21 protein-coding genes and 2 pseudogenes are annotated in these 15576 nt (G+C 34.6%); 3 read left to right on the forward strand and 20 right to left on the reverse strand.

Annotated elements, in window-relative coordinates:
* Positions 1–63: 63 nt before the first annotated feature.
* A complete protein-coding gene (locus AB1280_RS11015) occupies positions 64–273 on the reverse strand; it encodes a hypothetical protein (protein ID WP_429755828.1) in 210 nt (69 codons plus the stop codon).
* Between the two features lie 126 nt (positions 274–399).
* On the reverse strand, positions 400–798 hold the full coding sequence (locus AB1280_RS11020) for an SseB family protein (protein ID WP_272189686.1): 399 nt from the start codon (positions 796–798) through the stop codon (positions 400–402).
* Between the two features lie 332 nt (positions 799–1130).
* Between AB1280_RS11020 and AB1280_RS11025 the strand changes: the two genes are divergently transcribed.
* Positions 1131–1313 carry a DUF3913 family protein gene (locus AB1280_RS11025; RefSeq protein ID WP_272189687.1) on the forward strand — a complete coding sequence of 61 codons (183 nt, stop codon included), beginning with the start codon at positions 1131–1133 and terminating at the stop codon, positions 1311–1313.
* 22 nt (positions 1314–1335) lie between these two features.
* Here AB1280_RS11025 and AB1280_RS11030 read toward each other — a convergent pair whose 3' ends face one another.
* From AB1280_RS11030 to AB1280_RS11085, 12 genes and pseudogenes are all read right to left on the reverse strand, one after another.
* Positions 1336–2361, reverse strand: a complete 1026-nt coding sequence (locus AB1280_RS11030; protein ID WP_272189735.1) for a type II CAAX endopeptidase family protein — start codon at positions 2359–2361, stop codon at positions 1336–1338.
* 133 nt (positions 2362–2494) lie between these two features.
* A complete protein-coding gene (locus AB1280_RS11035; RefSeq protein WP_272189690.1) occupies positions 2495–3271 on the reverse strand; it encodes an ABC transporter permease in 777 nt (258 codons plus the stop codon).
* Positions 3271–4173, reverse strand: a complete 903-nt coding sequence (locus tag AB1280_RS11040) for an ABC transporter ATP-binding protein (RefSeq protein ID WP_272189691.1) — start codon at positions 4171–4173, stop codon at positions 3271–3273. Before AB1280_RS11040 ends, AB1280_RS11035 begins: the two co-directional genes overlap by 1 nt.
* A 14-nt stretch (positions 4174–4187) precedes the next feature.
* Positions 4188–4979 carry an ABC transporter permease gene (locus tag AB1280_RS11045; RefSeq protein WP_272189692.1) on the reverse strand — a complete coding sequence of 264 codons (792 nt, stop codon included), beginning with the start codon at positions 4977–4979 and terminating at the stop codon, positions 4188–4190.
* Entirely contained in the window at positions 4976–5674 is a 699-nt protein-coding gene (locus AB1280_RS11050) for an ABC transporter ATP-binding protein (protein WP_272189693.1), read from the reverse strand. The genes AB1280_RS11045 and AB1280_RS11050 overlap by 4 nt, the downstream gene beginning before the upstream one ends.
* Positions 5662–6051, reverse strand: coding sequence for a GntR family transcriptional regulator (locus AB1280_RS11055; protein ID WP_272189696.1), 390 nt, complete (start codon positions 6049–6051; stop codon positions 5662–5664). Before AB1280_RS11055 ends, AB1280_RS11050 begins: the two co-directional genes overlap by 13 nt.
* A gap of 225 nt (positions 6052–6276) precedes the next feature.
* On the reverse strand, positions 6277–7245 hold the full coding sequence (gene nrdF / locus AB1280_RS11060) for a class 1b ribonucleoside-diphosphate reductase subunit beta (protein WP_429755829.1): 969 nt from the start codon (positions 7243–7245) through the stop codon (positions 6277–6279).
* Between the two features lie 189 nt (positions 7246–7434).
* A pseudogene (locus AB1280_RS11065) lies at positions 7435–8754 on the reverse strand (ribonucleoside-diphosphate reductase subunit alpha); the annotation flags it as partial.
* A gap of 349 nt (positions 8755–9103) precedes the next feature.
* Positions 9104–9868, reverse strand: a pseudogene (locus AB1280_RS11070) (ribonucleotide reductase N-terminal alpha domain-containing protein); the annotation flags it as partial.
* The gene (nrdI, locus tag AB1280_RS11075; protein WP_272189700.1) at positions 9855–10214 is read right to left on the reverse strand and encodes a class Ib ribonucleoside-diphosphate reductase assembly flavoprotein NrdI; all 360 of its coding nucleotides are present in this window, start codon (positions 10212–10214) and stop codon (positions 9855–9857) included. The pseudogene AB1280_RS11070 and the gene nrdI, both read right to left, overlap by 14 nt.
* Positions 10215–10606: 392 nt before the next feature.
* A complete protein-coding gene (locus tag AB1280_RS11080) occupies positions 10607–10924 on the reverse strand; it encodes a hypothetical protein (protein ID WP_429755830.1) in 318 nt (105 codons plus the stop codon).
* Between the two features lie 18 nt (positions 10925–10942).
* Positions 10943–11137 (reverse strand): abortive phage infection protein, encoded by a 195-nt coding sequence (locus tag AB1280_RS11085; RefSeq protein WP_272189702.1) that lies wholly within the window; start codon positions 11135–11137, stop codon positions 10943–10945.
* A 122-nt stretch (positions 11138–11259) separates the two neighbouring features.
* On the opposite strand from AB1280_RS11085, the gene AB1280_RS11090 reads away from it, so the two are divergent.
* The gene (locus AB1280_RS11090) at positions 11260–11817 is read left to right on the forward strand and encodes a GNAT family N-acetyltransferase (RefSeq protein ID WP_272189703.1); all 558 of its coding nucleotides are present in this window, start codon (positions 11260–11262) and stop codon (positions 11815–11817) included.
* Positions 11818–11879: 62 nt separating this feature from the next.
* On the opposite strand, the gene AB1280_RS11095 is transcribed toward AB1280_RS11090, so the two are convergent.
* Positions 11880–12479 (reverse strand): histidine phosphatase family protein, encoded by a 600-nt coding sequence (locus AB1280_RS11095; protein ID WP_429755831.1) that lies wholly within the window; start codon positions 12477–12479, stop codon positions 11880–11882.
* A 46-nt stretch (positions 12480–12525) separates the two neighbouring features.
* On the reverse strand, positions 12526–12687 hold the full coding sequence (locus AB1280_RS11100; protein ID WP_272189705.1) for a hypothetical protein: 162 nt from the start codon (positions 12685–12687) through the stop codon (positions 12526–12528).
* Positions 12688–12898: 211 nt separating this feature from the next.
* Between AB1280_RS11100 and AB1280_RS11105 the strand changes: the two genes are divergently transcribed.
* Complete coding sequence (locus tag AB1280_RS11105; RefSeq protein WP_272189706.1) at positions 12899–13084, forward strand: YkvS family protein; 186 nt, start codon at positions 12899–12901, stop codon at positions 13082–13084.
* 35 nt (positions 13085–13119) lie between these two features.
* On the opposite strand, the gene queF is transcribed toward AB1280_RS11105, so the two are convergent.
* The 4 genes from queF to queC are packed head-to-tail and all read right to left on the reverse strand — an operon-like array spanning position 13120 to position 15501.
* Positions 13120–13617, reverse strand: coding sequence for a preQ(1) synthase (gene queF, locus AB1280_RS11110; protein ID WP_035435424.1), 498 nt, complete (start codon positions 13615–13617; stop codon positions 13120–13122).
* Between the two features lie 18 nt (positions 13618–13635).
* Positions 13636–14352 carry a 7-carboxy-7-deazaguanine synthase QueE gene (gene queE / locus AB1280_RS11115; protein ID WP_272189708.1) on the reverse strand — a complete coding sequence of 239 codons (717 nt, stop codon included), beginning with the start codon at positions 14350–14352 and terminating at the stop codon, positions 13636–13638.
* Complete coding sequence (gene queD / locus AB1280_RS11120; RefSeq protein WP_272189711.1) at positions 14345–14839, reverse strand: 6-carboxytetrahydropterin synthase QueD; 495 nt, start codon at positions 14837–14839, stop codon at positions 14345–14347. The genes queE and queD overlap by 8 nt, the downstream gene beginning before the upstream one ends.
* The gene (queC, locus tag AB1280_RS11125; protein ID WP_272189712.1) at positions 14839–15501 is read right to left on the reverse strand and encodes a 7-cyano-7-deazaguanine synthase QueC; all 663 of its coding nucleotides are present in this window, start codon (positions 15499–15501) and stop codon (positions 14839–14841) included. The genes queD and queC overlap by 1 nt, the downstream gene beginning before the upstream one ends.
* Between the last annotated feature and the right edge of the window lie 75 nt (positions 15502–15576).

Consider the following 15576-nt stretch of genomic DNA (forward strand, 5'->3'; position numbering starts at 1 on the left):
CGGGATAATGTGAACTTTGCATCAAGAAGAGTTTCTTCATATTCTCTGACTCTTATACTACTTTTATAGGAAAAAGGAGAAGCTTGTCTGCTTCTCCTTTTTCCATTCATTAATTCTTGTTGTTGTTGTTATTGTTGTTCCACATGTTCCAACCAAAACAGCAGTTATTCTTGTTTTTGTTATTGTTGTTATTGTTGTTATTGTTATTGTTGTTATTGTTATTGTTGTTGTTCTTATTATTATTATTGTTATTGTTCCACATGTTCCAACCAAAACAGCAGTTATTCTTGTTGTTATTATTGTTATTATTGTTATTATTATCGTTAGCCATATATCCCCATCCTCTCTTGGTCAAGCTACTAATACTATATGTCCCCTTGAAAGAATGGTAACGGCAATTTATTGATAATAATTAAAAATTCTTCCGGAAGCAATGTCAGCAATTTCTGGAGGTGTAAATGTTTTGTCAAGATCTGTGCCAACATTTAAGACCGCTGTTGCTTCCACATCAATGCTTTCAAATAACTCTTTTCCACGAATCGAAATAACAGGTACATCTTCAGGCAATGCAGCTTGTAAAAATTCAAGCTGCGTAAAGAATGGTAAAATCCATCTTCCTTCCCCCTGAAAATAGCGTAAATGCACTATTCCTTGTGAATCTCCTTCTTTTATATCAACCGTTCCTGCAACATAAACGTGTGTTGTTAATAACGTTTCATAAAATTCTTTTTGTTTTTGTTTATCTTCATCAGCTAATGCTAATAATGTTTCTAATTTTTTTACTGGAATATGTGCCATTCGCCGCCACCCTGCTTTCAAAATTATTGTAATGTAATTATACAAAATATTCTTATTTTTTTCTATAAAATTATTTTTTCACTATAAAGCTAAGTAACTTCTCCTTTCTCAGTCTGCTAACAATAATCATTCTGGCTATAATTGAAACATTCAATAATAGCTTTTTTACATTGTTTTTTGAAAAGTGCATTACAACCGATATGAAACATGTCTTCCCTCAATGAAAATATTTTTTGTTAAGTTTATTCAAAAAACACGTAAAAACATCTTACAATGAGTATAAAAATGTTTTATTATGTATTAAAATACAAAGTTAAGAAAGGGGCACCACAGTGAAAATTTGGTTTTACGAAAAAACAAAAACCACAAATGATTTACTCGGTATTTGGGATAACGTTCCCACTATTCCGCGAATCGGTGAGAAAGTAGAGCTTTTAAAGAAAGTACGTACTGTAACGGACATTAAATATATAAAAAATGGGAATAACTTTCATGTTGAAATTTTTATTTACTAAAGAAAAAAGCTCTCCATACTTTTTAGGAGAGCCTTTCTCTTTCATCTGCTTTTTTTATCACAATTGTATCATTCACTAGTTCCACTTTTACATAATCACTTTCTTCTAAACCTAAGTGATTGACAGCTTCATCAGGTAATTCAACAGCCATGTAGCGCTCGGTGAAAACAACTTGACTATATGCAGCTTGCTCTACAATCAAATCAGCTTGTTTTTCTTCTTGAATGATTCGAAGTAGAGGCAGTCCAACTTCTCTTACAGTACGCCAATTACGACGAATAAAGGGAACAAGCCATAATAAGCTAATAATAATGATAACAAGACCCATCCATAAATTACTCAGTGCTTGTAAATCAGCAATTTTTACTGGTTCTTGTGCACTGCTATCAGTAAATTGAATGATACTAACAACAGTATTGTTTAAGGCGTGAACAATAATATTTGTCCATAGGCTTTTCGTCTTTATATATAAAAGACACATAACAACACCAAATAAAAAGGCACCAACTACATCAACATGCCCAAATCCAAAAATAAGCGAAGAAATGATAATGGCCCGTTTCACACCCCATTTATACGCCATTCGGTTTAAGAAAAAGCCTCTGAAGATCACTTCTTCCATAATTGGAGCAAATATACAAGCTGAGATGACACTTAAAATTTTTGTAAAAGTAGTGCTCATATCAATAACATTTCCATCACTTAATAAATCAACTAAAAAGTCCGGAATCATCTGAGCTAGTATGTAAAATTGAATAAAAGATACACCGAATGAAAAAATCATTCCCATAGCCGTAGCAATTAAAATAAGTCGCCATGGAATTGATGATGGTTTATCAAAAAAACTTGTAAATACTGCGTTATGTTTTTTCATCTTATAAAACAACCAAAGTAATGGAAAAGCAAAGAAAACTAGGGTGTCTGAGACAAATTGGAATACACCATTTTCAGCACCAATTATCTCTAGTGGAAGATATACAATAAACGCACCTAAAATCATCCACCCAAAAAAACTGCGTAGTCGAATCCGTGAAAATGCAAGGTTAATAGAAAACACCTCCAACATGATATATTTATATTATAGTATCAATATGCTGTAATTTCTTCCTTTTTTTATTAAATTAGTCTTGTATCATCCTACAACTCCCAAAATAAATCCCCGCCTAAGCGAGGATTTATTTTTATAACACATCACGTTTTTGAAACAATGCACCCGAAGCAACGAGTAAAACGGCAAAATGAGCTAGCACAAATAATAAAGAAGTTGTAAAGCTAAACTCTGTAAATATTGGTTTGGCCCCTTGACTTAGCAACACATTACTATCATACATATTTAAATTTAAGTGAAACATTACAATATATTTTGCTGTACCTTGAGCAAATTGGAATACTAGCATTTTTAACATTCCCTCTAGGAAGAAGAAAAATAGTGTAATAACTAATGGTAAAACTGATTTTCTAAAAATATTCGCTAGCAAGAATGCAACTGTTGGATAAAAGAATATCGGTAAAATATTATATGCAAAACGTTTTAACAAAATTGTAAAAGTTACCGCTCCAGTGTCCCCGCCAAATACAATGAGACCAATCAGCATTGCTGTAAGTAAAGAAGCAATACATACAAACAATATAGCTAAAAGAATTGTAATATATTTTGAAAATAAGATCGTAACTCGTTTTCTTGGTCGAATCAATAATTGTTTAATTGTCCCTTTTTGAAATTCCTCTGTAATTGTGCGGGATGCTAACGTAACTCCAAAGATTGTTGCAAACGTAACAATCATGCCGATATTTTGCTCTGCAAACATAATGAATCCTTCAATTTTGATTTCAGGTGGAGCCCATTTTTTGATAATAACTGCTGCTGCAATTTCTAATACTGCTAGCACTCCTAATAAAATATACATACTCTTTTTTGCATGCAACTTTAAAAATTCATTTTGAATTAACTTTATCATTATGCTTTCACTCCCCCTGTAACTGCTAAGAATTCATCTTCTAATGATTTATTTTGAACGGTTACACCGTACACAAGAACATCAGCATGCACTAAATTTTTCACAAGTTGCGGAATTTCCTCTTTCATGACAGATACAATAATTTTGTTTTCTTGTATGGTTCCTTTAATCAGTTCATTCGCTTTCTCTACTTGATTCACTTCAATGGCTACCATAATCTTGTCATCACTTTTTACCTGTCCACGTAAACTATACTCTTGCACAAATTGTCCCTTCTTAATAATAACGACACGATCACACATCAGCTCAATTTCACTTAATAAGTGACTTGATACAATGACTGCAATGTTTTCTTCTTTTGCCAAACGCTGTAAGTAATCTCGAATTTCACGAATTCCCGCTGGATCTAAACCATTTGTCGGCTCATCTAAAATTAAAATTTTCGGATTATGCAGTAATGCTTGCGCAATCCCTAAACGTTGTTTCATACCAAGAGAATATGTTTTTACCTTTTTATGAATCGCATGCTCTAGTTCAACAAGCTTTACAATTTCAGCAATTCGTTCTTTACCAATTGGTGTAACAGCCATATTGGCAAAATGCTTTAAATTTTGCATTCCCGTCATATATTCATATAGCTCCGGGTTCTCTACAATCGCTCCAATATACTCTAGCGCTTTTTCACGTTCAGTACGTATACTATGGCCACAAATTGTAATATCACCTTCTGATACTGAAATCAGCCCTGTCATCATCCGAATTGTCGTCGTCTTTCCACTTCCATTTGGCCCAAGAAAGCCGTACACTTCCCCTTCCTGTACTTCAAACGAAAGACCACGAATAATTTCAGCACTGCCTATTTTTTTATGAACATTTTCTAATTTCACTACTACATTTCCCAATGTCTATTCCTCCTTTAAACCTCTAACTTTTTGTCGATGATGTAGGATGCTATGAATATGAAGAGAACGGTTGATAACAAGGTAAAGCATATATACGAAATACTTGCCCCTTCATTCATATAAAATGATGTTTCAAAAAAACCATTTTTATCTATAAATTTAATATTTTTTGTAAAAAATACATATCTATCTACTTTTTCCAAGAGAGTAGTTATAAAAAATTGAATTCCAGCTAGAAGCAAAAAGAAAAATATAAATAATACCTTACTTAATAACGAATTCACATTAAAAAGTTTTATAACTGCAATTATGATATATATAGAAGCTAAACAACTCGTTAAATCTATAATCCATAAAAAGATAGAAAAGAAATGATGAAGCAACCCAAATTTATAAAAGTATTGCATTGCTCGTTGAATCTCTCCATTTGTGTTTTTCCCGTAAATATCTAAAGAAAAGAAATGAACAAATCCTAAACCAATTAAAGACAGTAGAGTAACCATTAGCGAAAAAAACAATAGGTTGGCAAATATATATTTTTTAGCAGGAACTGCTGTATAACGAATCATAGAATTTTTTAACATTCTCCGAAAAGACGAGACTGCTATTAAACCAATTGAAAATACCGTTATACTGAATAGTAAAATAAACAAAATCAATATTACATTTTGTTTCATTGAAGTCATATGCTTAGCAGAACCCATAAAATTAAATAATAGAATAAGTGAAATCGTAATAAATCCTACGTAAATAATCCATATTTTCTTTTTATTACAGTTATATAAATAGTAAAGAAGTTGATTCATTGTCCAAAAACCTCCTTGAACAACTCGTGTATTGCTTTTCCTCTTTGAAAACGAAGATTTTCTACATTTTCATGTAACACAATTTCTCCGTCCTTTAAAAAGATCACTTCATCAAACAAGTTTTCAATTTCGCTAATTAAATGAGTAGAAATTAAAATTGTACAGTCTTCCCGATAAAATTGAAGAATTAACTCTAACACATGCTCCCGTGAGACAAGGTCGATTCCGCCAAGCGGTTCATCTAATACATAAAGTTTTGCATGCCTTGAAAAGGTTAAAATCAGCTGTAGTTTTTCTACCATTCCTTTTGATAAAGCATTAATTTTTTCTTCTAATGGAATTTTCAATTTCGCGATTGTATCCACTGCTTTTTGAATATTAAAATCTTCATAAAAATCGCGATAAAAAAACAAAGCATTCTTTACAGTCATCCACTCTTCAAATATAGGACGGTCAGACATGAATGAGACGATTTTTTTCGTTTCTCGACTTACTTTCTTATCAGCAATGAAAATATCTCCTTGAGACGGATGTTGTAAACCTACAATCATTTTCAGCAGTGTCGTTTTCCCGCTACCATTATCCCCGACAAGACCAATAATTTTCCCTTCTGTTATTGTAATGTTTACATCTCTAATAACAGCTTTTAAATCGTAACGTTTCCATAAGTTTTCTATTTTTACTAATTCTCGCATCTGTTCTCCCCCTTTTTCTCTTCTAATGAAGAATGAAGAATGGACAACATTTCCTCTTCTGAAAACCCTAAGTTGTTCATTCCATTTATAAAGGCATGAAGCAACTCTTTCGCCATATCTTTTCGCAGCTCCATAATTTTCTCTCCTTCAGTTGCTACATATCTTCCCATTCCTCTACGCGTCTCAACGATACCCTCGCGTTCTAACTCTTGAAATGTACGTTGAATTGTATTCGGATTCACTTGTAACTCACTCGCTAATTCACGGACAGAAGGAATTTTACTACCAGGCGCTAAATGACCTGTTACAACTTCCTTTTTTATGTATTCCATCACCTGAATGTAAATTGGGATGTTGGGAGAAAATTCGATTTTCATTTCTTCCTCCTAATGTTTTAGTGTACTAGTCAAATAGTACACTATGATACAAAAAATGTAAATGAGAATTTTGAATATTTTTTTATAATGTTTTTTAATGATAACATCCTCGAATTTCATTGCTCCTCATAAGATATCATCAAGAAAATCAAACGAAATAACCATGTTATGTAAACATATTTCCCATAAAAAAAAGTGCCCTATACATATAGAGCACTCGCCTTATTAAAAGTTAAATACAAAATCATCATCTGATAATTTTTCAACATTTGTCGCTTTCACATAACCGTTCCCTTTTACAGAGAAGAAATCATGATTTTTTGTATCCGTACGTAAACCATTTAATACGATTGGATTAATTTCTTCTTCTTCAAAGTGCGGTTCTAATCCTAGATTCATTAATCCTTTATTCGCATTGTAACGAACGAAACGATTTACCTCTTCTACAAGACCAATCGATGTATAAATTTCATCTGTATACGCTGTTTCAATGTCATACAGTTCTAATAACAGATCCTTCGTTTCTTTTTGTACTTCTTGTTGCTCCTCGGAAGAAAGCTCTGCAAACACTTGCTGCGCTAAAATACCGACGAATACGCCGTGGATGGACTCGTCCCTAATTATTAAATTTATAATTTCTCCACTCGCCGTTAGTTTTCCTTGCCCTGCTAAATACAGAGGATAGAAGAATCCACTATAGAACAAGTAGCTTTCTAAAAACACACTTGCTACCATTGCCATGTATAGCTCTTTTTTCGTTACTTGAGGCTTTAATAAACGACGGTAGTAATTTGTAATGATACTTGATTTTTTCTCAAGTAACGGATGTGTATCTACCCATTCAAAAATCCCATCAATTTCTTCTTCAGTTGCGAGTGTTGTAAAAATATGACTGTAACTTTTCGCATGTACTTCTTCCATAGCTCCCATAAACGCAAGCACACTTTTTGCTTGTAAGTTCTCAAGATGCACAAGAATTAGTGGCATTCCCTCGCCGCCTTGCTTCGTATCTAGAAGTGTTAATCCCCCAAGTACACGTTTATAAGCAATTTGCTCTTCCTTAGATAACTGCACCCACGTATTTTTGTCAGAAGAAACCGCGATCTCCTCTTCTGTCCAAAACTGAGCGATGTTTTGCTTCCAAAACATTAAACTAAAATCGTCTTCTTTCTTGTTCCAGTTTACCGCGCGCATTGAATCGCCCCTTTATTATATTATCGCATCGTTCTAACGTGCGGTAAAACTTCCATTTCAAAATGAAAATCTAACCGCACGTTAGAATGTAAATTTGTTTACTTAGCATGAGCAGGGTTTTTCTAAACCCTGCTCATCCTGTTTTATATAATAACTATCAATTGTATGCTTTTCTGCTAAAAGAACACATTATACTGTGCAGGCTACACACTCTTCCACACTTAATTTACGTGTTCTTGTGTAGTACAAGCTCTTTAACCCTTTTTTATGAGCATAAATATAGTAACGTGCTAATTCACGAGTAGAAATATCACTATTTACATAAAGAATTGTACTGATCCCTTGGTCAACATGCTCTTGAATTTCTGCGATTAAATCAATAAGTTTAAACTGATTCATATCATAAGAAGATTTATAGTACCAGAACGTATCTTTCGATAAATACGGCATTGGATAATATGTTGTTGCATTTGCGTACGTTCTTGATTCAATTTGGCTTACGATTGGCATTACTGATGAAGTAGCATTCTGCACGTAACTGATCGATTGTGTAGGTGCAATTGCTAATCTATATGAATTATATAAGCCATGCTTCTGTACTTGTTCTTTTAAGTTTGTCCAATCTTCTTTTGTTGGAATATGAATCCCTTCAAATAACTGCTGCACTTTCTCAGTTGCCGGGCTATAATCCGTTGTTTCATATTTCTCAAAGTATGTGCCATTTGCATAATCTGACTTTTCAAAGTCTTTAAAGGTTTCACCTTTCTCTTTTGCAATTTCCATACTTTTTTCAATGGAGTAGTAATTTAGCATCATAAAGAATGTACGAGCAAATTCTTTCGCTTCTGCACTTTCATAAGCGATTTTATTTTTCGCTAAATAACCGTGTAGGTTCATTGCTCCAAGACCAACAGAATGAAGCTCCTCATTTGCTTTTTTCACAGTCGGTGCGTTCGGAATAATTGTCATATCAGAAACAGCTGTTAAAGCTTCCATTCCCGCATGAACCGCTTCACGTATTTCTTTATTCTCCATTACGTTTACGATATTTAATGATCCTAAGTTACAGTTAATATCACGGCGGATAATATCATCTGTACCATAATCATTGATTACAGATGTTTCTTGTAACTGGAAGATTTCTGTACAAAGATTCGACATCTTCACAGTTCCAATATCCTTTAACGGATGTTGTTTATTTGCATTTGATTTAAACATTAAGTATGGATAGCCAGACTCAAGCTGAATCATTGCAATTTTAATAAGCATATCACGTGCGCTAATATCCAGCGGTTTCTTTTTGATTTTTGGATTGCTCATCAGTTCGTCATACATTTCATCAATGTCAATATCGTCTAAATGTTTTCCGTACTCTTTATACACTGTATAAGGTGCGAAAACATGGAATGGTTCGTTTTTCTCAGCAAGCTCAAAGAACTTACTTGGAACGATAATTCCGATGGAAAGAGACTGAATACGGCTCTTCTCATCGGCATTTATTTTTTTGGTCAACATGTCTTCATATTTCTATGAAGGTTGGACTATATCATCAACCTGTAACTGGCTGCCTTGCACTTCGACTGGTGCCTATCTCCAGCCTACTCTACTTGCTTACGTCTACTGACGTGCGTTCGATAGTCTCTACACCTTCTTGCTAGATATACACTTCTAACAAGCTTGGCACGGTATTACCTGCTATCCACTTATAATGGACCGTAGGTTCTCTTAGTCAGCTTCTTCGTGAGCTTTTTCTCTACTCCTTATTCAACTGATACCGTTAGCCGCTAATACGACACCCTAATGGCTAGGTTCACAAGGTTTTCTCATACACATTACTGTATAGAGGGACTACCAATTAATCCAAAAACTCAATAATATCCCAATGGAAAATATTTAAATACACAGCTCCGGCACCTTTTCGTTGGCCCAACTGATTCGCATACGAAAACGAATCTTCAAGTAATTTCATAACTGGTACAACACCACTTGCTGCATTCTCGATACCTTTAATTTGTTCACCGCGTGCTCGTAATTTGCTCAAGTTGAGCGCTACGCCGCCGCCGATTTTTGATAACTGCATTGCTGTATTAATATTGAACCCAATCGAGTTTAAGCTGTCGTCCATCTCTAACAAGAAACAAGACACCATTTCTCCTCTTCTGCTTCTTCCTGCATTTAAAAAGGTTGGTGTCGCTGGTTGATAATTTTGTTTGACGATCATACTTGCGAATTGCTTTGCCTTCTGGGCATTTCCTCGTCCTAAGTATAACGATACAATTGCCACACGATCAGGATAACTTTCTAAGTATTGTTTTTGATCATTCGTTTTTAACGCGTAATCTTTATAAAACTTAGATGCTGCCATATAAGATTGAAATTCGAACTTTTCGCCGTACGTGATATCGTATACAGCTTCCACCTCGTCCATCTTATATTCGCTTAACACATCATAGTAGTAATCATGCTCTAACATATACTCGATGCGTTCTGCCACGCTATCAAAAGGAACGGTATTCTCTTTCGCCTCTTCCATAAAGTCTGCTAGTGCCTCTTTATCTTTATGAAGCTGATAGAACCCGTCCTGCATTTGCGTGATCTCATTATTCAATTCAATGTGTCGCAATCTCCAGCACCCTCTCTTTAAAAAATTCTACATCTTTATTTGTTCCAGATAACTCAAATTTTGATACAACCGGCACCTCATATCTCGTTGAAATCTTGTCTGCGCTTGCCCCAAACATATCTCCCCAATTGCGATTTCCGCTTGCAGATACTCCTTTTAAACGTTCATGATTACGTTCTAAAAATTTCAAAACACGTTCCGGCACATTTCCAAAACCTGTTGTATACGTAATAAGGACAAATTCTTCATCTAATACGAGATTTTCATTAATTTGAACGGCCGGCATATTTAATTTGTGGATGAAACGCTTTACGTTTCCTGTCATAGAATCATATGCAACTAACATCTCCGACCCTCCCTTTACATCTTTTCGCGTCATGTTCGTTCTCGATGAATTCTCTATATATTGTATTACTTTTTAAAAAAGGACACAAGATATATGTATAATTTCTTTTTTTTTTAAAATTTATTTTTTCGACAAAATAGACCGATCTTTTTACAATACAAAGAATATGAAACAACATTCTAAAAGACATGTCAATAAAGTGTATTTCAAAAAAGTTGTCAACGGATTTAGCCACATTTCCAAAAAAGTTCATCGTATCAAATTGTCAAAAAAAGAAATATACATGCGAAATCTATTTCTCATTTGTCAAAAAAAAACGAACAGTTTCCCTATTAGAAACTGTTCGAAACCGGTTACACATTTTTTCTATCATTTTATTTGTACGTATACTCCTATTCATGATGTTCTACGCGCACGATATCGCTCAAAAATATATGATAGAAAATTTCATCTTTACATTGCATCGTAAAAACAGGTGACTCTTCATCGAAATACGCAATCGTACCTTTCACTTTTTGAATAGAATTTTGAAGTTTTGCTACTACAAGCACACTTCGTTCTTGTTCATATGCTAGTTTTAATTGTCCTATGATTTCCTTCATTCGCTTTCGCTTCTCCGGAAACATAACCATCCCAACAAATTTTCTTCCCTTCTCATCTTTCCAAAAACAGTCCCAATGCGGAAGTATCCCTTGCTTAAACTCTCCCAAATAAACTCCTCTCCTTTCTTACGAGCGTGGTGTTTCCATATATGTATAAATGATTTTCCCACTGTGCTGTGCGTTACCTCGAAAATGCTTAAAGTCTTCTCGTTCTACTAAAACTTCTCGAAATGTATAAAACACTTCTTTTGTGACAATGTATTCTTGTATTTCTTTATTTTTAAGCTGATCTAAAATCATATTTACTTGTTGTTTATCCATACTAATCACCTCTCTGTCGTATTTTTATTTCACGACTACTTCTATACACTCCTAAAGCAGCAAATCATTTCTTATCATGCTAACTCTTATGATACAATAAAATGGACACTAGGAGGGATACCATGATTCGGAAAGCAAAACAAACAGATGCTCAAGCAATATCTCCTTTATTGTACAACGCACTGCATGAAATTGCTGAAAAATTAACAGGCGGCACAAATGAAACGGAAGTTCTAGAAGGGTTAGAATATTGGTTTACGAAAAAGGAAAACCGACTCAGTTATGAAAATTGTTTCGTTGAAGAACGAGATGGTAAAGCTGTTGGTATTATTGTAGCCTACCACGGAAGTGAAGCAACTCAACTAGATGACCCAATTGTGAAACGGTTACGAGACATTAAACAAGATTCTTCTATTATATTAGAAAAAGAAGCAGAAGAAGATGAATATTATATTGATACTCTATCTGTTTCCTCTACATATGGTGGACAAGGTATCGGTTCAAATTTAATTCTTGCAGCTGAAACATCCGCTCAAGAAGAAGGCCATGAGAAAATCTCATTGCTAGTAAACTTAGAAAACAAATCTGCGTTTTCTCTTTATAAAAAACTTGGCTATACACAAGATAACACACTTATGCTTGTGGGCGAACCATATGCTCATTTAGTTAAACATATATAATACAAAGGCACAATTATTATTTCATAATTGTGCCTTTGTATTATATATGGAGTATGACACCCTTATGTATAAGTTATAAATACATTTCCTTCTAGTACTTCATGAAAAGTATAAATTGTACATCCCCACGGGTTATTCCGCAATAGCAGTGGTCCACGCCATCCCCTCGCACACAACTCTTTCCCAATCATCTTATTAAAATAACTATGCCCAACAAGGGTAACTCGCTGATATACATTTGCATAGCCAACTAATACATCGGCCGCTTGCTTCGCTCTTCTTTGAACTTCTAAATAAGATTCAACATCCCTCGAATAACCAATCATCCAAAATGCTCGACCCAAAAACATCCAGACGTCCGGTTTACACTTTATCCAGTTCGGGACAGGTAAAATAGATGGAACAGCAGCTTCACGAAAAAGGGAATTCTGTATAAACATAACATTACTAGTCAACATCGCTGCTGATTGAACAGCTATTTTTTGATCACTCGATACGATAAATTTAGAGGATTCAACGACTTCCATCGTTTCAATTGGAATTTCCATTTCTCTCATAATATCTTCATGTTCGTATCTTTGCTGCCATTCTTGAAATCCCTGAACTGTAATCGCTTTCTTTTGAACACTAGAGCTTCCATGACGTATGAAAGAAATTTGCATCTTTCTCACTCTCCGTTCAACATTTTTCTATTATAGAAACATTCTTTTATGATTCAGCACTTCCATCCTCATGACTAGAAAAAGAAGAAATGCTATCAGCTCCCTCATAGTATATGTATGTTTCATGTTCACGAATCACTTTCAATTTCGTATATGCAAATAAAAACAACATAATAGCTATAAAGCTTCCTACAATCTCAAATACCATTTTATCGTCTCCGTTTCATAACACCCCTATATTCACCTTACAATAAATGTGAGAATCTTACTATAAATTCATTGTGAAAAATTAGCATTTTTTCAAAAAAAATGTACTGGAAACATTTACAAAAGAGAAAATATCGTTCACAATAAAGAGAAATACAAAAAGAACGAAACTTGTTCTCTTTTTCGTAAAAATGTAACAGGGAGAGTTGCTTATGAAAATTGCAGAAGCTGGGGATGTCATTGAATTTAAAAACGGTTTACAAGGGCGCGTTCAAAAAGTAAATAAAAACTCCGTTATCGTCGATATAACAATTATGGATAACTTTAGAGACCTAGATATGGAACCTCTTACTGTTGTCAACCATAAGAACTATACAGTTATTACACAACATACATAGAATACTAGAAAAGAGAGGGCAAGCCCCCTCTTTTCTTAACGATTATCTACTGTTTCTGGATATAAATCATGATTCATTAAACGATATTCAGCCATTTTTTCATATTTTGTTCCAGGGCGTCCATAGTTACAATATGGATCAATAGAAATACCACCGCGTGGCGTAAATTTGCCCCATACTTCAATGTAGCGTGGATCCATCAATTTAATTAAGTCATTCATAATGACATTCATACAATCTTCATGGAAATCTCCATGGTTGCGGAAACTAAATAAATATAACTTTAAAGATTTACTCTCTACCATTTTTTGTTCTGGAATATAGCTAATATAAATTGTCGCAAAATCTGGTTGTCCTGTTTTTGGACATAAACTTGTAAACTCTGGACAATTAAATTTCACAAAATAATCGCGATTTGGGTGATTATTATCAAACGTCTCTAAAATTTCAGGGCTATATTCAAATAAATATTTTGTATTTTGATTTCCTAGTAATGTTACATCTTTTAAATCTTCATCTTTTCTTCCAGTCATCTTAAAATCTCCCTTCACTTATACACCGCGTTTATTGCCCCACACTAAAGCGTGGAGCTGCGGTAATACTTTCGCATTATTCATTTCCTTACATTGCACTGCTTTATCAATCAGCCACTCATATTTCATAAGAAGACGCTGAATTAATGAAGCGTCATCAGTCGTCTTTATATCATCATTTCCAACTTGCAAGAAAAATGGAACGTGCGGATAACGTTCATGCACCTCTTTTGCATATACAAAATCTTGATCATCAAATACAACCACTTTTAAGCTAAACTCTTTTCCGTCCAACCGCTCAACAATTGAATCTAACATAACAAAATTCGTTGACATCTTTGAACTCGGCGGCTTCGGCGAAATTGTTACCTCATCTATATGAAGCAACCAATCTTGCCATTTACTTCCTTGCGTTTCAATTGCCGTACGAATGCCGTTCTTTTTTAATAAAGAGATCAATTCTCCTAAATGCTTCAGCAATGCAGGATTCCCACCTGAAATCGTTACATGCGAGAAATTTTCACCGCCAATTTGGACAAGTTCAGAAAAAATTTCTTTCGGCGACATTTGACGAATTTGCTCTTTTGCAGAACCGTCCCATGTAAATGCAGAATCACACCATGCACAGCTATAATCACAACCTGCTGTACGAACAAACATTGTTTTTTGTCCAACAACCATTCCCTCTCCTTGAATTGTCGGTCCAAAAATCTCTAAAACAGGAATGTTACTCACCCATCATCCACTCCCGTCTTACTTCTGCATAGCTTGTTGGTGTTTCAAATAAGCGCACAAACTCAACACGCGCCCCTTTATATTCATTTTGTCGATCACCTTTTGTGAGTGCCTCTTCCATCTTCTCAAAAATCCATACAACCATATTTTCAGCAGTTGTATTCATAGCTGGAAGTGTTTCATTTAAGTAACGGTGATCTAAATATATTTCAATTTCATTTTTCCAAATTTCTTTTATATCACCAAAATCAATCGCGATGCCAATTTCATTGACATAACCACTAATTCCAAAAATTACTTTATACGTATGGCCATGAAGGTTTTTACATTTCCCTTCATAACAGTGCAAATGATGTGCAGCATCAAACGTAAATTCTTTACTAACCATAACACGCTTATTATGATACTTCAGTTGCTTACGCTCAATGTCCTGATCTATTTTTTGCAAATTTTCAACAATGCGAAATCCAAAGAAGTCTTGTGTCATTATGCTTTCGCTCCTTCACGTTCTTGTACATATTTATCAAGTCCTGCTTTACGAAGCTGACACGCTGGACACTCACCGCAGCCATCACCAATAATTCCGTTATAGCACGTTAACGTTTTTTCACGGACAAATTCAAATGCTCCCAGTTCGTCTGCTAACTTCCACGTTTCCGCTTTATCAATCCACATAAGTGGTGTATGAATCACGAATGGATAATCCATCGATAAATTTAATGTAACGTTTAACGATTTCACAAACACATCACGGCAATCTGGATAGCCGCTAAAGTCTGTTTCACACACACCTGTTACAATATGGCGTGCCCCTACTTGTTTAGCTAACACACCCGCAAACGATAAAAACAATAAGTTACGTCCATCCACAAATGTCGATGGCAACTCACCATCTTCATGTGTAATTTCCATATCTGTACGCGTTAATGCATTGGGAGCGAGCTGATTTAACAAGCTCATATCAAGTACAGTATGCTTCACACCTAATTCTTTTGCGATTTCCGCCGCACAGTCAATTTCCAGCTTATGACGTTGATTATAATTAAACGTCACTGTTTCTACTTCTTCAAACTGTTCAAGCGCCCAAAATAAACACGTTGTACTATCTTGACCACCACTAAAAACAACAACTGCTTTTTCCTTTTTCATTTCACTCATTCTCCTCTTTTTTCGATTCCAAGAAGAAAGAGCGTTCTTGAACTGTCATACTAAAAAAAACAAAAC

This window comes from Bacillus sp. S10(2024), assembly GCF_050473865.1.
Taxonomy (GTDB): domain Bacteria; phylum Bacillota; class Bacilli; order Bacillales; family Bacillaceae_G; genus Bacillus_A.